At 69.9% G+C, this 20,836-nt stretch carries 17 protein-coding genes; 4 read left to right on the forward strand and 13 right to left on the reverse strand.

Annotated features, from left to right (window positions below; genetic code table 11):
• Positions 1-182: 182 nt before the first annotated feature.
• Complete coding sequence (locus tag WME97_RS36230) at positions 183-386, reverse strand: helix-turn-helix domain-containing protein (protein ID WP_437544536.1); 204 nt, start codon at positions 384-386, stop codon at positions 183-185.
• Between the two features lie 167 nt (positions 387-553).
• Between WME97_RS36230 and WME97_RS36235 the strand changes: the two genes are divergently transcribed.
• Complete coding sequence (locus WME97_RS36235; protein WP_437544538.1) at positions 554-1,864, forward strand: MBL fold metallo-hydrolase; 1,311 nt, start codon at positions 554-556, stop codon at positions 1,862-1,864.
• Positions 1,865-1,890: 26 nt separating this feature from the next.
• Here WME97_RS36235 and WME97_RS36240 read toward each other — a convergent pair whose 3' ends face one another.
• The gene (locus tag WME97_RS36240) at positions 1,891-2,370 is read right to left on the reverse strand and encodes a carboxymuconolactone decarboxylase family protein (RefSeq protein ID WP_437555562.1); all 480 of its coding nucleotides are present in this window, start codon (positions 2,368-2,370) and stop codon (positions 1,891-1,893) included.
• A 136-nt stretch (positions 2,371-2,506) separates the two neighbouring features.
• Between WME97_RS36240 and WME97_RS36245 the strand changes: the two genes are divergently transcribed.
• The gene (locus tag WME97_RS36245; protein WP_437544539.1) at positions 2,507-3,400 is read left to right on the forward strand and encodes a sigma-70 family RNA polymerase sigma factor; all 894 of its coding nucleotides are present in this window, start codon (positions 2,507-2,509) and stop codon (positions 3,398-3,400) included.
• Positions 3,401-3,672: 272 nt separating this feature from the next.
• On the opposite strand, the gene WME97_RS36250 is transcribed toward WME97_RS36245, so the two are convergent.
• The 8 genes from WME97_RS36250 to WME97_RS36285 form a co-directional block, all read right to left on the reverse strand.
• Positions 3,673-4,143 (reverse strand): cupin domain-containing protein, encoded by a 471-nt coding sequence (locus WME97_RS36250; RefSeq protein ID WP_437544541.1) that lies wholly within the window; start codon positions 4,141-4,143, stop codon positions 3,673-3,675.
• A 259-nt stretch (positions 4,144-4,402) separates the two neighbouring features.
• Positions 4,403-5,878, reverse strand: a complete 1,476-nt coding sequence (locus WME97_RS36255; protein WP_437544543.1) for a hypothetical protein — start codon at positions 5,876-5,878, stop codon at positions 4,403-4,405.
• 88 nt (positions 5,879-5,966) lie between these two features.
• Complete coding sequence (locus WME97_RS36260; RefSeq protein WP_437544545.1) at positions 5,967-6,902, reverse strand: hypothetical protein; 936 nt, start codon at positions 6,900-6,902, stop codon at positions 5,967-5,969.
• Positions 6,903-6,992: 90 nt separating this feature from the next.
• On the reverse strand, positions 6,993-7,430 hold the full coding sequence (locus tag WME97_RS36265; RefSeq protein WP_437544547.1) for a CBS domain-containing protein: 438 nt from the start codon (positions 7,428-7,430) through the stop codon (positions 6,993-6,995).
• Positions 7,431-7,687: 257 nt separating this feature from the next.
• A complete protein-coding gene (locus WME97_RS36270; protein ID WP_437544549.1) occupies positions 7,688-8,953 on the reverse strand; it encodes a pectate lyase family protein in 1,266 nt (421 codons plus the stop codon).
• 377 nt (positions 8,954-9,330) lie between these two features.
• The gene (locus WME97_RS36275) at positions 9,331-9,717 is read right to left on the reverse strand and encodes a GxxExxY protein (protein ID WP_437544551.1); all 387 of its coding nucleotides are present in this window, start codon (positions 9,715-9,717) and stop codon (positions 9,331-9,333) included.
• A gap of 134 nt (positions 9,718-9,851) precedes the next feature.
• Positions 9,852-13,727 (reverse strand): protein kinase domain-containing protein, encoded by a 3,876-nt coding sequence (locus WME97_RS36280; protein WP_437544553.1) that lies wholly within the window; start codon positions 13,725-13,727, stop codon positions 9,852-9,854.
• A gap of 314 nt (positions 13,728-14,041) precedes the next feature.
• Entirely contained in the window at positions 14,042-14,371 is a 330-nt protein-coding gene (locus WME97_RS36285; protein ID WP_437544555.1) for a DUF2934 domain-containing protein, read from the reverse strand.
• 393 nt (positions 14,372-14,764) lie between these two features.
• On the opposite strand from WME97_RS36285, the gene WME97_RS36290 reads away from it, so the two are divergent.
• Both WME97_RS36290 and WME97_RS36295 read left to right on the forward strand, forming a co-directional pair.
• Positions 14,765-15,859 (forward strand): sigma 54-interacting transcriptional regulator, encoded by a 1,095-nt coding sequence (locus WME97_RS36290; protein WP_437544557.1) that lies wholly within the window; start codon positions 14,765-14,767, stop codon positions 15,857-15,859.
• Between the two features lie 278 nt (positions 15,860-16,137).
• Positions 16,138-16,524 carry a hypothetical protein gene (locus WME97_RS36295; RefSeq protein WP_437544559.1) on the forward strand — a complete coding sequence of 129 codons (387 nt, stop codon included), beginning with the start codon at positions 16,138-16,140 and terminating at the stop codon, positions 16,522-16,524.
• Between the two features lie 167 nt (positions 16,525-16,691).
• Here the strand turns inward: WME97_RS36295 and alr are convergent, their stop codons facing one another.
• The 3 genes from alr to WME97_RS36310 form a co-directional block, all read right to left on the reverse strand.
• Positions 16,692-17,777 carry an alanine racemase gene (alr, locus tag WME97_RS36300; protein WP_437544561.1) on the reverse strand — a complete coding sequence of 362 codons (1,086 nt, stop codon included), beginning with the start codon at positions 17,775-17,777 and terminating at the stop codon, positions 16,692-16,694.
• Between the two features lie 168 nt (positions 17,778-17,945).
• A complete protein-coding gene (locus WME97_RS36305; protein WP_437544563.1) occupies positions 17,946-18,884 on the reverse strand; it encodes a D-alanine--D-alanine ligase in 939 nt (312 codons plus the stop codon).
• Positions 18,881-20,716 carry an AMP-binding protein gene (locus WME97_RS36310; RefSeq protein WP_437544564.1) on the reverse strand — a complete coding sequence of 612 codons (1,836 nt, stop codon included), beginning with the start codon at positions 20,714-20,716 and terminating at the stop codon, positions 18,881-18,883. The genes WME97_RS36305 and WME97_RS36310 overlap by 4 nt, the downstream gene beginning before the upstream one ends.
• Positions 20,717-20,836 lie beyond the last annotated feature (120 nt).

Raw genomic sequence — 20,836 nt, forward strand, 5'->3', positions numbered from 1 at the left:
CACATCCTTCAGGGGCGCTGCTGTCGGGGCCTCATCGTAGTGTCGAGCAGGACGGAATGCGACCAGCGATCCTCCCTGTGGGGATTTTTTCGGGCGACCTCTGCTGCGCGACAAGGCAGTGGTCGTCTCCGCGCTTCCCGGCGACCGAGCGGGTTCCTTCGCGAGCTGTCCCCCCGCACCCGTCAGCTCGTCAGGCACCATGAGCGCCGAACCAAACCGGACCGAGCCATCGTGCGCTCGAGGAGTCGCACGCCGAGCGACGCCTCGAGGCGGGCCACACGCTGGCTGAGCGTCGAACGCGGCAGCCGCAGCGCCTTCGCCGCCGCGCTGAAGCTCCCGAGCTGCACCACCTCCACGAACGTCGCCATCGCGTCGAAATCGAACATTGTGCAGCCTGGTCGAACGAGCCATTCGCCCGCCGCTACCTGGTCAAGCGCAGCGGGAGAACCTACCCTCGTCCTTGACGTTACCACGGCTGGCAGCGAAGAAATGGAGAGCTCCGAGCTCGGCTGAGAGATGCGCTACCGGCCATTGCCATCCACGAGGTACCGCGATGCAAGACGAAATGCAGGTTGAGGAGTGGGGAGAGCTATTCGTTACGCGCAAGTGCTGCGGCGCCGGCACGTGCCGGAACTTCGCGCCGGAGCTCCTGGGCGAGGTGGTGCCGGCCAGCGACCTCCGGGGAGGCCGCCGCCTCTCGGTGCTGCCGGGCTCCTACGAGCAGGGCGCCTTCACGGGTGTGCTGCGGCAGCCGCGGAGCAAGGAAGAGCTGATGGCGGCGCGGACGGCGGTCGCGGCGTGCCCGTTCGGCGCCATCACGCTCAAGCCGGGCGCGGCGCCGGTTCGCCGGGGCGATCTCGGGTCACCCTGGCGCGGGTTTCCGCGGCCCATCGAGGATCATGTCTGGGTCATCGGACAGCCATCCGTCAAGAACTTCGGCGCCCTGTCCTATTTCATCGAGCGCGACGGAGGCGGGGTGCTGATCGATCCCCCGAAGCCGAGCGAGGAGGTCTTCCGCTGGCTCGCGGAGCACGGCGGCGTGCGATGGCTCTTTCTGACGCACAGGGACCATACGAACCACCACGCCGAGTTCGCCAGCCGCTTCCCGGGTTGCCGCCGCATCCTCGGCGCCGCGGACGTGAACCTCCGTGAGACCAAGTACATGCCCTCGACCGGCGACGTGGAGATCAAGCCCGGGAACGAGCTCGGCCCCCTCTCGCTCGAGGGGGAGCCGCTCTCGAGAGAGGCGGCCAGAGAGGCCGAGTTCATGCTATTGCCGCAGCCCGGGCACACGCCGGGCTCGTTATGCCTCCTCTATCGAGGCCGCTTCCTGTTCACCGGCGATCACCTGAGCTACTCGCGCTTCCTGGGTCAGCTCGTGGCGCACCGATTGCAATGCTGGGAGGATTGGGAGCGCCAGATCCGCTCGGTGCGGTATCTGCTCGCCGCGGCGGAGGCCGGCTGGCTGAGTTTCGCGTGGGTGTTGCCGGGTCACGGGGAATGGGCCCGCCTGCCGGGCGAGGGGAGCGCGGCCGAGACGGCCGCCGAGCTCCGCCGCGTCATCACGTCGATGGAGCAGAAGCCGAAGGGGCATACCCCGCTGGGCCGCTGGATCATGTACGTTCAGAGCCGGATGGCGCCCGAGAAGACGCTCGGGCGCGCCATGCGCGCGATCGGCGGCGGGAGCGACGCCTGGGTCTTGCCGCGCGGCTCGCGGAGCTCGCTCCCCGATTTCGATCCCGACAAGACGGGGGTCGCCCTGCGCCGGCTCTATCTCCTCGGCGCCTCCGCGCTCCTGGCCGCCGCCGGGACCGCATGGCTCACCGCGCGCCGGGACATGAGCGCCCTTTCTGGTCGCTCCTAGGACGCTAATCCCACGGCTTCTCCCCGTCAGCGGTTGTCCGCGCGCGCATCCAACTTCATCGAGCCGGCGATCTGCCTCGTTGTCACGTTGAACCGATTGAAGAGGTTGACCAGCCCGATGTGCAGGGTCAGCGCCGCGAGCGCCGGCTCGTCGTAATGCCGCGCGGCCTCCTCCCAGACGGCGTCGGGCACCGGATCCGCGCGGTCGCTGAGCCTCGTCGCGGCCTCGGCGAGCGCCAGCGCGGCGCGCTCCGCGTCGGTGAAATAGGGCGCCTCGCGCCACGCCGCCACGGCGAACATGCGCTCGTCGGTCTCGCCCGTCTTCTTCATCTCGCGCGCGCCTATGTCGACGCAGAAGCCGCACCCGTTGATCTGGCTCACCCGCAGGTGGACGAGCTCGAGCGTCCGCGCCGGCACGCCGCTCTTCTTCACCGCGCCGACCAGGGCGTAGATCGGCTGCATGACGTCGGGGATGACCATCGCGGGGTTCTTCATCCGTGCTTTCAGCATGTTCGTGCTCCTCTCGAGGCGTTCGGGTGTGCTCGCCAACGGTGACGGCGCGCGGAACGTCCGTTCGCGTCGTCACATCGGCTAGGGTTCGTCCGTCACAGCCATGACGAAGCACGACGAGGGAGTGTGACCGATGGATGAAAATAGTTGGCTGGCGGAGCGGTTCGAGGCCCACCGGGCCCATCTGCAGGCCGTGGCGTACCGGATGCTCGGCTCCCTGAGCGAGGCGGAGGACGCCGTGCAGGAGTCCTGGCTGCACCTGAGCCGCGCCGACACGAGCGGCGTCGAGAACCTGGGCGGGTGGCTGACGACGGTCGTGGCGCGGGTGTGCCTCGACATGCTGCGCTCGCGCAAGGCGCGGCGCGAGGACCCGATGGCCGCGCCCGACCCCGCCGCGGACCGCGAGGCCGGGACCGACCCCGAGCGCGAGGCGGTGCTGGCCGACTCGGTCGGCCTCGCGCTGCTCGTGGTGCTCGACACGCTGACCCCCGCCGAGCGGCTCGCCTTCGTGCTGCACGACCTGTTCGCGGTGCCCTTCGAGGAGATCGCCGCCATCGTGGGCCGCTCCCCGGCCGCGGCGAGGCAGCTCGCGAGCCGCGCCCGCCGCCGCGTGCAGGGCGCGCCCCCGTCCCCGGACGCCGACGTCGGCCGCCAGCGCGAGGTCGTCGACGCCTTCATCGCGGCCATGCGCGGCGGCGACTTCGACGCGCTCGTGGCGATCCTCGATCCGGACGTCGTGGTCCACGCCGACGCGACGGTCGAGCCCCCGGCCGGGGGCGAGATCCGCGGGGCGCGCGCCTGGGCCAAGCAGGCGATCCCCGCCGCGCGCGGCGCCAAATTCGCCCGCCCCGCCCTCGTGGACGGCACGGTGGGCATCGTCGTGGCCCCGAAAGGAAGGCTCTTCCGGGTGCTCCGCTTCACCCTCGCGCAAGGGAAGATCGCCCGGATCGACGTCGTGGGCGACCGCGAGCAGCTCCGCGATCTCGACCTGTTGGTTCTGGACGGCGGACCGCAGCTGGAGATCTAGAGCGACAAAGGGGTTGAAACCCCGAGAAAAAGCAGGAATTTCACAGGGAGACGGGGAGGCGGGGAGCGAGAGACGGCAAGACGGAGAAATTCATTTCTTCTTCCTCCCCGCCTCCTCGCCTCCCTGTGAAAATTCTCCGGGTTTCAACATGATATTGGTGTTCTAGACAACCCGCGCCGGCGCGCGGCGGACCTGCTCTGCTCTGCGCTGCGTCCCGGCGCCGCGTGGACCCGAGCCCACCTCTCGCGGCGGTCATTCACCAACTCATCCACTCAGTAAGGTGTTCCGTCCTTGTGCGTGAAGGCGTACTCGCCGCCCACCTTGCGGAAGGCGAGGTCCTCGTCGGGATACTCAACACTGTCTTCGGGATCGCGGTTGCTGATCTCGAGGTAACGCGCTGGCGCGGCGCTGCGGTTGACGAGGTGATGCCCGTTGCGCGCACCGGCCGGAAAACCCGCGCACTGACCCGCCGTGAGCACCTGCTCGCCGTCGTCCGTGCGCAGCACCACCTCGCCCTCCAGCACGAAGACGAGCTCGTCCTCGTGAGAGTGATAGTGCCGCAGCGCCGACGCCTTGCCCGGGAAGAGCGTGGTGAGGTTGACGCCGATCTTCGTCAGGCCGAGCGCGTCGCCGAGCGCGCGCTTCTCGCGCGGCGTGACGCGCGCGGGAAACGGCTCGGGGTACGTCGAGCCGGTGCGGGGCTCGAGATCGCTGGGGTTCAGGGCAGGGCGTTCGAGGGGCATGATCATCTCCGAGCAAAGCGGCTGCGCTCAGCGGCCGCGCGGTGTGGGCATGAGCGTGGAGGCGAGCGTCGCCGGGCTCAAGGGGATCGCGGCGGCTCACGACCAGCGCCGCACCCCGAGCCCCTCCCGGAGGGAGAGGGAGGGGGCTCCCGGGAGCGCAGTCACATCGGTCGGGCGAGCGCGGCGCGCGCGGCCAGCAGCGCGGCGCGGCGCTCGGGAACCTGGAGCAGGGCGCGATCGCGGACGCGGGTGAGCGTCGTCAGGAGCCACTGAGGCGCTCCTTGGCGCGCGAACTCACGAACATCGCTCCGTCACGCGCCAGCACCGACAGCACGGCGGCGGTGGCTCGCGGGTGGTCCGCGACGGCGTAGCGGACATGCGCGTTCTCGTCGGTGGCGCGCCGCTCCAGGATATCGAGCGGACAGTCGGCGCGCCATACGATGTGACGGCGCACGACGAAGTCTGGGTCGTGTTCGAGGTCGAGCAGCAGGGACAGTGGACAGGTCTCGTTTCTGCCAACGAGCAAGCGCACATACGAATCGGGGTCGCGCGCGAGCTGCGACAGCATGCGCTCGGTCGTGCTCGGATTCTGCGCGACGGCGCCACGAACGAAGAGGTCGGCGGAGTCGGCCAGCTGGACGAGGAGATGCTCCGGTGTGAGCGGGTGCTTTCCGATCTCGCAGTGGTTGTCGCGCAGGGCGCTCGCGGTGACAAGGATGTCCGGCGTCACGCCTGGATGCGCGAACACGGCGCGACGCAACAGCTCGCTCGAGGCACGGCTCCATTGGCGCAGGCACGCTTCGGGACAATCGGGGCGCTTCACGAGCTCGAGCTTCACCCAGGTGTCGTCGTCGCTCGCAAGCACTTCGAACTGCTCGGCGCTCAGCGCGCGGCGCCGCGCCAGACGCCGACGAACATCCGCGAGCGGGTCGCGCAGCAGGCCCTGCAGGTGCGCGGCATCGAGCGCTTCGTGGGTTGCGAGCAGCAGACGCACGGCGGGCGGCGGACTGCCTGTGATCTGGGGGTAAAACGCGGCGGGGAAGTCCGGCCGTCGCAAGAGCGCGAGCAAGACGCGTTCATTCTGATCAGCGAGCAGCTGGGGCATCCTCGCGTCGTCCCACGGAAGCGACGCGGCGGCGATGGCGCGATAAGAAGCCAGTCGGTGTTGCGCGAAGGCACGCAGTGTGTCGAGCGAGAGACCCATGCGCGTCTCGGCGACGAGCCGCACGGCTGCGTCCGCGTCGTGACGGAAGCGTTCGAGCCAGTCGCGCGGACACTCGCGATGCGAAGCGACGGCGCGGCGTGCCTGGCCTCCGAGCTCGGCGAACTCGGCGAGCACGGAAGCGGGCACCGGCTCGTTGCGCAAGAGTCGCGCGAGGTCTTCGCCAAAGGGACGCGGAATCGCCGCGGCGTGTCGTGCGACCGCGCGCACATTACCGTCGCTGTCGGTCCAGAGCCGGCGGCGGAGCGGCTCGTCACAGCCTGGATGGGCGGCGACAGCGCACCGGACGGGGCGCGTGGGGTCACGCGCGAGCTGCGCGAGGACCTCGCGAGGAGCGCCCATGCGGCGGGCGAGGGCGCGACGAACGCCAATGGCCTTGTCGGTAGCGAGCGAGAGCAGCGTCGCGAGCGGCGTGTGCGGGTGCAGCGCCGCCTTCACGCGCAGACCTTCGTCGGGGGAGCGCGCGAGCGTTTGCAGATCATCGGCGCTGAGCTCTGCTGTCCGTCGCTTCATTCACAGGGATATTTAGCAGACCCCCCCCGTGCCGGCACAGGTCCCTCCCGCAGGCCCTGTCCCTTCGCGCCACGCGGCCGCAGCCAGCTCAGAATCTGGCCCCCACGGCGAGACGGAGCGTCGCGAGCTTGCCCTGCTCCAGGCCGAACCCGAGCGGCTCGTCCAGCGCCACGAGCAGCCCGGCGCGGAAGTACAGGCCCGACGCGGGTGGCTCCACCCCGACGAAGGGCTCGGCCGCGAGCTGCATCTTGTCGGCCTGAGTGAGCGGGAACGCGGCCTGGAGCCGCGCGCCGACCCCGAACCCGCCCACGCTGCGCAGCTCCGCCTCGTTGCTCTGCTCGATGAAGAACTCCGTGTCGCCGCCGCCCGTGGGGATGGCGAACATCGCCACGAGATCGCTCCGCACATAGAGCGCCTCGATCGGGCGCAGCTCGATGCCGCCGCGGGCCCGCAGCGGGACGTGCTCCAGGAGCGCCCGCTGCGTGTCGAAATACCCCCGCACGGCCAGCGCCGCCGCCGCGGCCGCCTTCGTGTCGTCGGACGGATCCTGCGTGATGGGGATGGAGGCCGAGAGCCCGCCGACGAGCATCATCATGGTGGAAATGTTCCCGGCGTAGTGAAGTCCTATCGAGGGATTGCCGAAGAAGAACCCCTCGAGCTCCGGCGCGACCGTCGTCGCGTCGTGCTCCCCCGTGCCTGGCTCGCTCGCCTTGCTGCTCCCGTACGCAAACGGCAGCTCGGCGTCGAGGTGGAGCCCCCCGATCAGCTTGATCTGGGCGACCGCCGCGAAGGACGCCACGAAGGAGTCCCCCTCCCACGCGCCGCTCGTCCCGTCGCTGCTCACGGTTTCCCAGTCGGGGAGGTTCGCCTCGATGGTGCTGGTGAGCACGTCCGCCTCCACGCCGAGACGGAAGCCGTGGGACTTGGCCCACTGCGCATCCGTGACGGTCTCCTCGGCGAGCGCTGGCGGGGTGAACGAGAGCAGGAGCGAGAGGGCGGCGAGGGACGAAGCAAGCTGGCGCATGCGGACAGCGTATCTTTTTTTCCGTCCGGGGCCATCCGGCGGGACGATGGAACAGGCAGCCCGGAGGAGAGGTGGCCGCCCGCCGGGCGCTCAGCTGTAGACCCCCTGCACGTACTCGGTCAGCATCTTGATCTCGGCCTCTTGCTCGCGGCTCACCCAGTGGACGAGGTCGCCGATCGAGATCATCCCGACCACCCGCCCGTCCTGGACCACGGGCAGGTGGCGGCAGCGTCGCTCGGTCATGACCGCCATGGCCTGCCGCGCCGACGTGCTCAGCTCGACGCAGACGACGCCGCACGTCATCACCTCCGCGACGGGCGTGTCCGCCGGATCGCGTCGGGCCAGGATCACCCGCGTCATCACGTCCCGCTCGCTGATGATCCCGCTCGGGGACCCGTCGATGCTCACGAGCAGCGCGCCCACGCGCCGCACGCACATCGACTGCACAGCCTCGAAGACGGTTGCATCCGGCGAGATGGTGTAGACGTTCCGGCCCTTCCTGTTGAGGATTTCGCCAATGCTATCCATGGTCATCCCCTTCCCAAGGGGAATCATGACAAGAAAATCGCGCGTGCAGCGTGCTCATGCGCAATTATTTTGGCTGCTTTTCACCCGGGACGCCCGGCTTCCGGCGCTTCACGGCCGGGCTCGCCTTGGCGTCGAGAATGCGGCCGGGCTGAGGCGGTGGCCTTTTGTTGCATGGATATTTCAGACCGAGGGCATCGCTCTTTTCGAAGAGTCGGAATCGATGAGGCTTTCTTTGGCCTACCAGCCCGGGGGAGCTCTCAGTAAGCAAGCGTGCACGTGTTGCCGGCTCCGCACTCCTTGGAGGTGACCGCCGCGACGACCTGGGACGCCGGCATCGCCGTGTAGCGGTACGGGATCTCGAAGACGGTGCCCTTCGAGTCGTTCAAGTCGTCGCCGGTCCCCTGGTTGCCGATCCCCTTCCAGCCTCTTGGACTGCCCATGTCCGTCCAGATCGACCTGTTCTCATCGTAGACGCAGTTCTCGGCGATGAGCGCCATGTCCTTGCCCACGCCGTGGATCTGCCCGCCGCCGGTCTTGTGGTAGTTGTTGAGCATGTGGACGTTGCCGTACCGCCCGCGAGGCTGGCGTGAATCGACGCGCTCGCCCCAGTGGCTGTTCATGTACGTGATGCGCAGCTTGCCCTGGCTCGCCGGCTCGTCGTCGCTGCCGGCGATCAGGTTCGAGAACCGGTGCTCCTTGTCGTATGTATAGTAAAAGCGCGACCAGGAAACGGTGACGTAGTCGGCTCCCTGGGTGATGTCGCAGTTGCCGTCCTGGCCGTCGGAGATGTCCAGATGGTCCAGCCAGACGTGGTGGGCGCCGTTCCCCGTGTAGACGGCGTCTGCGCCGGACTTGCACTCGTCGTAGCTGGCGCAGCGCGCGCCCCGCACGGCGAGGTTGCGGAGGATGATGTTGTTCACGCCGGCGCCGCTCATCCGGATGTTGCCGGTGATGGTCACGCCGGGGCCGATGCCGATGATCGTCTTGTTGGCGCCCGGCGCGAGCGTCCCGCTGTAGCTCCCGGGCTTCACGAGGATGATCGCCGGGGTCGAGCCCTTCGCCGCGTCCTGGAGCTCGCTCATCGAGCTTACCGTGATGGCCGAGCTCAGATCCGTGCCGCCGCCGGTCGTGCCGCCAGCGACGCTCGCGAAGCCCGGAACCGGATCCGTGATGTGGAGGTCCCCAACCGGGGTCGACCCGCCGGTGCCCCCGCCGCCAGCGCCCGCTCCACCCGTGTCCCCGCCACCAGCGCCCGCTCCACCAGCGCCCGCTCCACCCGTGCCGGCCGCGCCCCCGGTGACGCCGCCCGTTGCGCCGGTGGTGGCTCCGGCGCCGCCGGTTCCGGCCGTGGTGGTACCGGAGACGCCCGTGGTCGTCACGCCACCGCCGCTGGTCGTCGCCCCCGCGCCGGAGGTTCCTCCAGAGCTCGCGCCGGGGCCGGGCGTGACATCGGGATCCGTCGAGCTACAAGCGATCAGCAAGCCGAGGAGCGAGAAGGAGGCGAGTCGATACGAGTGGGGCATGGGTCCTCTGCGGGTGATGGAAGCCAAGCTTCTTTACCCTCAGGTTGCGCGGCGCCCCCGCCAGCCGTCAGAAATCGCCAGGACGCTCCCGAACCGCGACCGGCGTCGAATCCTGGAAGGCCGAGCTCGGCCTTCGCAACCAGGGGGCCGTGGGGCTCACCGTCGCCTTGCCGCTGCGCGCGGGCGGGCGCGGGGCGCGCGCCACCCGAGAGCGTGCGCCGTCGCACACCGGCCTGAGGCGCGCGTGCTTGTCATCCTCCTGGCCGCGGTGCCCCCCGGCAAGTAGCGGGCAAGTTGCCGCGTTTCGCGAGAAGAGAATTAACGCAAAGACGCAAAGGCGCAAAGGCGCAAAAAAGCGGAGAGAGGGAGGTAAGCATTCACGACTGCAGACCGTTGACGACGCGATGGATGCCCTGTCTCACGAGGCGCTCGCCGAAGTTGATGACGAGTGCGAGCTTGAGATCACAGAGCTTCAGGTAGGTGAGCGCTTGCGCTTCGAATAGGCGGTTGTAGATAGCGGTCGACTTGCACTCCACGATGACACGTTCACCCACGAGCAAGTCGAGGCGGAGGTCGGTGGCCAGCCGTCTCCCTTTGTAAACGAGCGGGACGGCCTTCTGACGCTGCACGTTCAGCCCTCGGGACGAGAGCTCGAAGGCGAGCGCCTCCTCGTACACGGCCTCAAGCAACCCAGGCCCTCCCAGCGTGCGATGGACCTCGATCGCCGCGTCCACCACGACCTTGGCTATCTCGTTCTCCTCCATTCAACCCACATCTCTTTTTTGCGTCTTTGCGCCTTTGCGCCTTTGCGTTAATTCTCTTCTCGCTAGACGCGACAACGCGCCCGGAACATGCCCGCAGTGCATGCCGGGGACGCCGCCCCTCAGCCCGCCGCCCCTCACCGGTCGACGCGGTCGAGCCACGCGCGCGCGTCCTTCTCCAGCAGCGGATCCCCGAGCCGCACCGACAGCTCCAAGAGGTCCTCGAACTCCCGCCGCGCCAGCGCGTCATTGCGCGCGTTCTTCAGCAGCATCGCCGCCGCCCAGCGGCCCTGCAGCACGTCGTGCCAGTAGCCCTGCTCCTCCGCCCGCGCGATGAGCGCCTGCAGCCGCTCCCGCGCGTCCCCCGCCCCGGCCACCCCGTCCAGGTACGCGAGGTACAGCCGGTTCGAGGCGGCCACCCGGTCGTACCCCGCCTCGTCCGCCCGCTCCAGCGACTCCGCAAAGAGCGACCGCGCTCGCTCGTGCTCGCCCAGCCGCACGCACGCGTAGCCCAGGTTGTGAAGGCTCACAATCCCGTCGAACCCCAGCCCGAGCGCCCGGTCCAGCGCGATCGCGCGCTCGCACGCCCCCGCCGCGGCCCGGAAATCCCCCGCGTAGAGCTCGATCGCCACGAGCAGCTTCGCCCGCACCGCCTCCGCGACCCGATCGCCCGGGGCGGCCGCCTCCCAGCGCGACAGCGCCTCCAGCGCCCCGGCCCTGTCGCCCGAGGTCGCCCGCGCCAGCGCGATCGACTGGAGCGCCCGCGGATCGTCCGTCGGCCCGAGCGCGGCGAGGTCGAGCGCGGCCCGCCGCGCGCGCGCGAGCTGCCCCTGAAGGCACGAGACCTCCACGTCGACCGTCAGCGCCTCCTGCAGGAGCTCGCGGCGACCTACCGCCATCTCGACAACGTCGTCGAGCAGGTCGTGCGACAGCCGGAACAGGTTGGTCGCCCCGAGCGCACGCGCAAGCTCGATGCGCAGCTTCACCCGGAGCTCCAGCGAGCCGACCGCATCGACGCGCGCGAGGATGCGGTCCGACGCCGCCGGCAGCGACGGCGCGCGGCGCGCTTGGCCGACCGCCTTCGAGAGGATCGCCACCCACCGGGCGAGCTCGTCGGGATCGCGCCGCGCGACGTCCGAGAGCTCGAACGCCCGCGTCATCGCCGCGATCGCCGCGTCGAACTCGCCGCGGCGCACGCGGACGCCCGCCGCGCGCGCCAGGTGCCCCGCCGCGCCGTCCGCGTTCCCGAGCGAGAGCGCCCCGTCCACGGCGCGGCCGAGGTGGCAGTCGACGAGCGCGAGCACCGCCGGATCGTCCCCGCCCACGCGCTCCAGCCACTCGGCCGCGAGCCAGTGGCCGAGCGCCCGGTCCGCGTCCGTCAGCATCTCGTAGGCCGCGTCCCGCACGAGCGCGTGACGGAACGCGAACTCCGGCTCCCCGCGGAACATCGACTCCGGCCGCGGCTCGAGGAGCTCCCGCTTCTCGAGCGTCAAGAGCCACGACTCGAGCTGCGGCACCTGCCCGCCCCCGCCGAGCATCGCCTCCAGACCGCCCCGCCAGAACACCTCGCCCATCACCGCCCCGGCCCGGAGCACCCGGCGCGCCTCGGGCTCGAGCGCCGCGATCCGCGACTGCATCATCGCGAGCACCGTCTCCGGCACCTCCCCCGCCCGCCTGTCCGCCGTCGCGCGCACGAGCTCCTCGAGGAAGAACGCGTTCCCCGCCGACCGGTCGACGAGCGCCGCGAGCTCGGCCTCCGGCGGCGCGTCGCCGAGGACCTCCCGCACGATCCGCTCGCACGCGCGGCGCGACAGCTCCCCGAGCCGCATCTCCGTCGCCTCGCGATCCTCCCACAGGCCCGGGAACGCCTCGCGCACCCCGGGGCGCGCCAGCGCCAGCACCATGAGCGGCTGGTGCCGCAGGAACCGGAGCGCCGCGTCGAGCGTCTCCACCGTCGCGCGATCGCAGAAGTGCAGGTCGTCCAGCACGATCAGCACCGGCCGCGCGTCGCACTCGGCCCGCAGGAAATCGAGCCACGCGCGCCGCGCCTGCTCCTCCATCACCGCGCGGTCCTGCCGCGCCGCGCGCAGCGCCGGGCTCTCCGGGAAGGGCGTCCCGACCAGCTCGCCGAGCAGCTCCGTCACCCGCTCCCGCGAGGCCTCGCCGACGTGCAGCGCGACCCGCGCCGCGAGCTTCTCCCGCCGCGCCTCCGCGGGCTCGTCGTCGAGCAGGCCCGCCGCGCGCCGCACCGTCTGCGCGAGCAGCCCGAGCGGCGCCGCGCCGCACATCGGATCGCCGTGCGCGCGCCACACCGTGATCGGCTCGCTGCGCGCCTCGACACGCCGGAGCAGCTCGTGCGCGAGGCGCGACTTGCCGACGCCCGCCCCCGCCGTGACCAGCACCACGCGCGCCACCCCCTCGGTCGCGCACTCGTCGAGCACGTCCTCCAGCGCCCTGAGCTCCCGCTCGCGCCCCACGCACGTCGTGAGCTTGCCGAGCACCTTGCGCCCGCCGTCCTGCGGCTCGCGCGCGCCGAGCAGCGTGGGGCCCTGGCTGCCCGCCGCGATCTCGAAGCGATCGCCGAGCAGCGCGGCCGTCATCTGATCGATGAGCACCGGCCGGCCCGAGGACGGATCCTCCGCGGCGTGGCGGACCCGCGCGTCGAGCAGCACGCCCGCGCGGTCGATGACCTGCCCCACCGCCTGCGTCCCCGCGATGACGTCCCAGCCCGTCGCCAGCGCCACCCACGCCCCGGGCAGGAGCGCGTGGATCGAGAGCGCGCAGCGGGCCGCCTTGCCGGCGAGATCGGTCGGCGAGCCCGCGCCGGCGACGACCGCGGCGACCGAGCCGTCGGCGAGCACCTCCAGGACCGCGCCGTGCGCCTGCGCGGCCTGCCGGACCTCATGGAACGGCGTGGTCGGCGGCGGGGCGGGCCGGGGCTTCACCGGCGGCGCCGGCGCGAGCAGGCCCTCGGGCAGGGCGTCCTTGCTGCCGGAGACGACGGTCGCGTGGTGCCCCGACAGCATCGTGTCGCTCGCCCGCTGGGGGCCCGCGATCGCCTGCGGGCGGGCCGACGGCGGGCCGCGCCTGCCGGCGCTCATCTCGGCGGCGAGGACGACGCTCACGAGCCGCCGCTCGCTCTTCGTCAGCGCGGGCGTCGGCAGGCCGTTGCCCGTCGACATGTTGCCCTCCACGACGCTCAGCATCCGGAGCTCGGCGGCGACCTCGCCCGCGTCCGCGGGGCGCTCTGCGGGGTTCTTGGCGAGCAGGCGGGCCACGAGCAGATCGAGCGACGGCGGGATGTTCGGGCAGAAGGTGCTCGGGCGCGGCGCGGCCTCGAAGAGCACCTTGGCGAGGACGGACAGCGGGTGCTGGGCGACGAACGGCGACCGCCCGGTGAGGCACTCGAACAGGAGGCACCCGATCGAGTAGAGGTCGGCGCGCGCGTCGACGTCGACGTCGCCGCGGACGCGCTCCGGCGCCATGTAGGCCGGCGTGCCGATCGCCGAGCCGGTAAGCGTGAGCTCGTACGTCGCGTCGGCCTGGCGCGCGATGCCGAAGTCGATGAGCTTCGCGCTCCCGATGTCGCCGCCGGGCAGGAACACGTTCGTCGGCTTGAGGTCGCGGTGCACGATGCCGCGCGCGTGGACGGCGGCGAGCGCCTCGGCGACGCGGCCGACGAGCAGCAGGCTGTGCTCGATCCCGAGCGGCCCGCGCGACAGCCGCGCGCCGAGGTCCTCGCCCTCGAGCCACTCCATCGCGAGGTAGTAGAGGCCGTCCGCCGTGACGCCGTGGTCGATGTAGCGGGCGACGACGGGGTGCTCGAGCTCGGCGAGCAGGCGCGCCTCGCGCTGGAAGCGCACGACGTGCTCCCTGCCCTGGTTGAAGATCACCTTGAGCGCGACCGCCTGGCCGCTCTGCCGGTCGAGCGCCCGCCACACCGCGCCCATCCCGCCGGAGCCCGCGAGGCGTTCCAGCTGGAAGCGGTTGGCGAGGACGTGACCTGAATGCATGGCGCAAGTATCGGTGTGCAGACCTCCGCGGTCCAGGCGGCCGGGGCGCGCGTGGACCGCGAACCGTGGGCCCACCGCCCACGCGGAGCGCGAGGATACTCATCTCGCGGCGCGGCTACGAGCCTCGAAGGCCGCGGGCGCAGCCGCCGGGCCGGCGGGAGCGGCGGGAGCGCGGCCTCGGCCCGCCCTCGCCGGCCGACGGGGCCGCTCACGCCCGCGCGAGCGCGCCTGTCGCGCCCGCAGGGGCGCGCTCGCATGGGCGCGCTCGCAGGGGCACGCGGCCTCGCGCCGCCCGCGCCGCCGCGGCGGAGACCTCAGCTGGCGAGGCGCTCGAGCCGCGCGTCGACCTCGCGCTCGGCGTTCAGCCAGTCTTCAACGGGGTTGTTCCGGAAGCCGGCCCTCTCGGCATATCCATAGGCCACCTTGGCGATCAGGCCGTGGCGCTCCTCGCGCGACAGCCGCGGGCGCGGAGGCGCGGCCTTCGGGGCGCCGGCGCTCGCGCGCTCGGCGGCGCGCTGCACGGCCGCAGAGGGCGTCTCGACGGCGGCGGGGGCAGAGACCGCGCTCTCGGGCTGCGCCGAGGCGACCGGGCTCGTGGCCCGGGTGGTCTTCGTGCGGGCCGGGGTCTTGCGCTTCGAGCTCATCTCGTCGTCTCTCCTTTCGGGTACACGGGTCGACTAACCCAGGTCCGCGCGTACGCACAAATTTTGAGCACGTAGTTTCTCGGCGCCCCCCCCCCGCCGCCGGTCGGGATCTCCCTTCCAAGAGACCGTGATTCGCGGTAGAGTCGATGTCGCTGACCGGGTGAGATCACCCGGCATGTGTCAGCCATCATCCCTCGTTGTTCGTCGCCGCCTCGCGGCCGACGTTCATCCGCCATCGTCCATCTGTCGTTCCCACCATCGTTCCCACCGTCGTTCCCGTTTTCGCTCACGGCGGCCCATCCCTGGTCGCCGCCTGCGCTGAGGACAGCTCGGTAATCCAGAAAACGGCAGGCGCGCCGCTCGCCGTCTGCCCACGAATCGAGGAGATGCGATGTGGAAGAAAGCGCGGCCCCTTCCCGGCGCACGGAACACCTCTGCTCGTCCGGCGGCGGGATGACGCGCGTCGTCTGGGTCGAGGACGACAGCGAGGTGCGGCTCATCGGCGCCTCGGAGCGCTGGGCGCGCGCGATGGAGCAGCTACGCCGGCTGGCGGAGCACGAGCGCGCGCCGCTGCTCATCACGGGCGAGCCTGGCACGGGCAAGGAGCTCTGCGCGCGGCGCCTTCACGCGGCGAGCCCGCGCGCGGGCGGCCCCTTCGTCGCGGTGAGCGCGGCGCGGCTGCCGGCCGAGCGCCTCCGGGAGGAGCTCTTCGGCGTGGCGGCCGGGGCGGACGGGCGGCCCGCGGCGCGCCCCGGGCTGCTCGAGCTGGCGCGGGGGGGCACGCTGTTCCTCGACGAGATCGGCGCGCTCCCGCTCGAGCTCCAGCCGCGGCTCCTGGCCGTGCTCGACGGGGAGCCGCTCTGCCGGATCGGCGGCGGGGAGGCGCTGGGCGCGGACGTGCGGGTCATCGCCGCGACGAGCCAGGATCTCGCGGCGCGCGTCCTCGGGCGCTCGTTCCACGAGGCGCTCCACCGGCGCGTCGGCGGGCTCACGCTCTCGCTCCCCCCGCTGCGCGAGCGCGACGGCGACGTGCGCAGGTTGGTCGAGCACTTCCTCCAGCGCCAGAGCGGCGCGACGGGGCTCGCGAGCGCCGGGGTCACCCCGCGCGCGCTCGCGCAGCTCGAGGCGTACCCCTGGCCGGGGAACGTCCGCGAGCTCCGGGGCGTCGTCGAGCGCGCGTTCCTCCGGGCCCACGGCGCGCCGCTCGATCTGGAGCACCTGCCGCCGGAGATCGGCGCGGCTGCGCGTCCGCCCGCGCCGCCGCGCTCGGGCCCGCCGGGCGCGCCGCGGTCGTCGCCGCCCGCGCGCGGCAGCGCGTCGCTCGGGGAGGCCGTGCGCCGCCACATCCTCGCGGTCTACGCGGCCCAGAACGGCAACGTGACCCGCACGGCGAGCGCGCTCGGGATCACGCGGGTCTCCCTCCGCCGGCACCTGCGCCAGTACCTCGCCGCGGACGCGCGCGACAAGGAGCCGCTGAGCGATCGCTAGGGCCGCGCGCCAGGAATCCCGCCAGAGAAACCGGTCTCGAGCGCAGACAGCCACCGGAGCGGGCGCGCGCCGAAGCAGGCCCAGCTGGCTGCCGCGGTGCCGGTGGCTGGGGATCGCGCCGGCTTGATCGAGATCCAGTCCGCGCCAGCGGACGCGCGGTTTGTGTTTGGCGACTCGACCGTCCAGGGAGGACGCCGCTGTTTCAAGCCTCGGGCGCGACGCAGCCTGTTCGAGTAGACTTCGCAGGCATGGGTCTTCCTCGCCGAGCCCGGACAATTGTGATCGACGACGAGCGCTACCGATGGCTCGTTACCGAGCCGGAGCGTTGGATTGAGAACGCCTCCGCATGGGACGATGTCCTCAGGGCCCGCAGGCTCACCCTCGTCGTTCAGCATGAAGGCGGTCGTGGTCAGAAGCTGCTCGCGTGGGTGCCGGTCTATCGCACGCCCATCCACCACGCTGATGTGACCGTTCCTTGCGGGAACGGCGTCGTCTCCCTGCTCACCCCTCATCAAGAGGCCGTCGTCTCATCGGCTCTCGTACGACGGGTCATCGAGTATGCATTGCAGCGAGGGTGGAGACCGTCAGAGTCCGGCAGCGACTTCACCGTTCCAGAAAATGCGCTCGGAACGCTGCTGCACGAATCTCAACCTGGGCTCAAGTAAGAGCTCGCGGCTTGACTGCTACCGCGCGAAGCGCGGTTTCGTTCTGGACGCGGCCGAAGCTGCGCCGCTGGGCGGCCCAACATGCTTCACGACCATGTTGAAAATTTGTCAAACAGCCCACCAACTTGGCCAGGGATCGCTCCTGATGGGCGGCGACTCGAAGCATGTCACGACCAGGTGCTCAATGAGTAGACGCGTGGGACGCGGCGCGAGATGTTGGTCAGCACCTCGTACCCGATGGTTCCGGCAGAGGCCGCAAGATCGTTGACGCTGATCCGCTCGCCGCCCTGCTCGCCGAGCAGCACCACCTCGTCACCCACCTGGCAGCCGAACACGTCGGTGACATCGAGCATGGTAAGATCCATTGACACGGTGCCCGCGACCGCGCAGCGCTGTCCGCGCACGAGCATGGCACCCCGGTTCGAGTTGGAGCGCATGAACCCATCCGCATAGCCGAGCGGCACCGTCGCGATGCGCACCGGTCGAGTAGCGCGAAACGTGTAGCCGTAGCCGACCGGCGCGCCCGCTGGCAGGTCGCGCATGGCGATGATCTCGGTGCGCAGGCTCATGGCGGGTCTCAGGCCACCGCCCGTGCCGGGCGCGGGCGCGACGCCGTAGAGCGCGATCCCAGGGCGCACCATGTCGAGCTGGGCCGCCGCGTACCCGAAGACTCCGGCGCTATTGGCAACGTGCACTGTCGACGGCCGGTGTCCGCGCGCCGCCACGATACGGCGCGCCTCGGCCATGCGCTCGAGCTGCTCGTGCGTGGCTTTGGGATCGTCGTCGGCGCGCGCCAGATGCGTCATCAAACCCTCGATACGGGCGAGCGGGAAGCTCGCCGCACGCGCGAGGAAGCCACAGAGCTCGTGTACCGGGATCCCGAGCCGCGCCATGCCCGTATCCACCTTCAAGTGGACTGCGAAGGGCGCGCCGCCGCTCGCCCGGTGGAATGACTCGAGCTCCTCGATATCGTAGATCACCGGTGTCAGCCCCGCGCGCAGCACGTCGCGGTGGGCTCCCCCGTGCACGCCGTTGAGCACCACGATGGGCTTACGGATCCCGGCCTCGCGCAGCTCGATCCCCTCCTCCGTGAGAGCGACACCGAAGCCGTGCACCCCCTCTCTCTCCAGGCGGCTCGCAACCTGCACCGCGCCGTGTCGGTAGGCATCCGCCTTCACGACCGCGAGGACCTTCGCGCGCGGCGCCGCGGCCCGGATCACGCCGAGATTGTGTGCGATGGCGTCCAGATCCACGTAAGCGCGCGTGGGGCGCAACGATGAGCCGACGAGCGGGACCCGAGGAGGAGCGGCGACCGTCTGTGCAATCTTGGATGCGGTTCTCATCAAACAACTTCCTCCTGGGGCCCCCAGAGCGCCGACGTGCACTCGAAAACCCAATACTCAATATTCGAAGGCAGGACGTCAATTCACCCGCCGGCCGGCGTCGAGGAGAATACGCTCACAGAGCGCCGCATAATCGATGCCGGCATGGCGAGCGATCTTGGGCAGCAGCGAGCTGCCAGTCATCCCTGGAAGAGTGTTGACCTCGATCACCCAGGGGTGCTCCTCGGGATCGAGCCGCACGTCGACGCGGGCGTGTCCGATGCAGCCGAGGGCGCCGTATGCGAGCAGAGCCTGCTCGCATACTCGACCGCTGGCGCACGCTCCGATGGGCGCCGGGATCAGGTACTCCGTGTCGTTCGACTCATATTTGGCAGCATAGTCGTAGAACGCCCTCGTCAGGCGGATCTCGACGATGCCGAGGACCTCGCCGCCGAGAATCGCCACCGACAGCTCGCGCCCGGGGATGTAGGTCTCGACAAAGGTCTCGCCGTGACATTTGCGCGCGCACTCGAAAGCGGCCGCGAGCTCGCCTTCCTCCTGGACGATCGTGATCCCGACCGTCGAGCCCTCGCGCGACGGCTTCACGACAACTGGGTAGCCGAGTTTCGCAGCGGCGATGGCGGCGTCCTCGGCGCGACGGACGACGACGTGCTCGGGCGTCGACACCCCATTGGCCCGGAACAAAGCCTTCGAGACGAGCTTGTCCATCGCCGCGGAACTGGCAATGACGCCGCTACCTGTGTAGGGGATGCGGAGGCACTCGAGCAGCCCCTGCACGCAGCCGTCCTCGCCGTAGGTACCGTGAAGGGCGTTCCAAACGACTGTGACGTTCTCCCCCCGGAGCAGCTCTGCCAGGTCGCGCGATTCGGTCCAGTCGATGCCTACGGCCTCGTACCCGCTGGCGCGGAGCGTCTCGAGGACCCCCTTGCCCGTACTCAAGGAGACCTCGCGTTCTGCAGAAACGCCGCCCATGAGAACGCCGATCCTCTGCTTTTTCATCTGCTCTACAGTCTTCATAGAATGGGTCCCTTCGTTTTGTCGCGCTCACCAGCACATCTCGTCATCACGAACAGACGGTGGTCCCGGACCGCCGTGCCGGACGTCCTCGAGATGTGCTGACGGATCCGATCTCGCTCGATCTTGACGTTGTGCCTCGGGTCGACGGGGAACGCATCGTCGTAAAAATAGACCGCCTCGATTGGGAAGCCATATTTCTTCGAAATGTCGATGATCTTTGCGTAGATCACGTCGTTCGAGCACGCTCCCTCGCGCTCCTTCTGCACAGCCAGGGCGATCGCTGTACTGCCGTCTCGCTCAAACGTGGTGGCTGCCGTGCGATATACGTCGAGCGCCGCGTTGAACACGGCTTCAACCTGATCGGGGAAGTACCAGGCCCCGTCGACCTCGATCCCGAACGTGATCCTGCCACAGTACCAGACGCGCCCCTTAGAGTCGATATAGCCTGCGTCACCCAGGCGGTGCCACACGTCGACGCGGCCATCTGGCAAGGTCTCATGGATCTTCGCCCGGCGAGTCGCTTCGGGGCGGCGATGATACCTCGTTGTCACGGTGGGCCCCTTGACGATGAGCTCACCCACCTGTCCCGCATTGAGCACGGTCGCTTCGTCCAATGTCGAGATCGGATGATCGACGATTGGGATCACCGAGACAGTGAGGCCGGGAACGGGTCGCCCGAGGCATATGCCCTTTCCGGCGTCGGTCTCCTGCCATGTCTCCTCGCAGATCTCCACTGCGTCGATTGTTGAGATGGGCAGTATGGCCTCGGTGGCACCGAAGGGGACGCACACTTTGGCGTTCGGCGCCACGTCGACGAGCCCCCTCACCGTCTTCAGCGGGACCGTAGCCCCAGCCGACGTCGTGTACCTCAACCCAGGGATCCGCGTCCCGCGACGCCGACAGAAGTCGATGATGTTGTGCCATACGACGGGCGATGCGAAGCAATAGGTCGCCCTCGTCGTGTTCATCACCTCGACCAAGACCGACGGGTCGAAAGCCGCCGGTGACGAGAAATCGACGGGTGGCAGAACGCAGGTGCGCCCCTGGGCGAGGGCCGTCAGCATGAAGAATGGAAACGTGACCAGGTCGATGTGGTCATCGCCGGAGCCATAGAGCTTCTCCTGAATCCGGAGGTGCTGCAGCAGGATCTCGTTCGTCCAGACCACGCCTTTCGGGATCCCGGTGCTCCCGGTGGTATAGAAGATACAGAGGGGATCTTCCTCTTCAAAGCCGCTGTCCGGCGGCAATCCCGCCTCGACGGCAAGAGGTTCAGGCCGCTCGAAGCGCAGCACGACGTCATCTTCACGGCTCGAGACCTCGATGATGCCCTCTACCGCGCTCAGGGACCCGCGGTGCTTCATGTAGTGATTTACGAAATGACTGTCGCCAATCAGATGAGTCGGCGCGCACTCGCTCATGCATGCCGACATCCCGCTGAGATCCATCGTCGCGTCGATGAAGACTGGCACTGAGCCGATGCGGAACAGCGCGAACAGGAGCTCTGCGTATCCGCTCGTCGGATGAACCGAGAAGGCGACAGTTGATTTGGGTCTAATTCCCAGCCGTACGAGCTGCTCGGCGAATGTGTCGCTTCGCCTGAGGAGCGACGTGAATGTCATGCTACGATATGCCAAGGCGGAGGTTTCGTGGTCGCGACTGCAAAAGATGACAGCGGGGTCATCGCTGCGCCGGAGACATGCGGTTTCGACCGCTCGAAAAAAAGATCCCATATTACGCTTGGTTTCAGTAGAAGCGACGATGCGCTGATCGAGCGCCGCGTCGCGCGCCGCCTCCGCGCGGGCAGGGTGGTCGGCTAAGGTCGCGCTGATCATGGTCTGCTGCAGCTATGTTCGGAGCCGGGCGCCGGGATCACGGAATCGTGAGCCGATGCGAGCGGCGGGCTCGACGTTCGGCCCAAGCTTGCTCACCCCTCCGGTGCCACCGGCAGCCCG

The sequence above is a fragment of the Sorangium sp. So ce367 genome, assembly GCF_051520455.1.
GTDB lineage: Bacteria > Myxococcota_A > Polyangia > Polyangiales > Polyangiaceae > Sorangium > Sorangium cellulosum_B.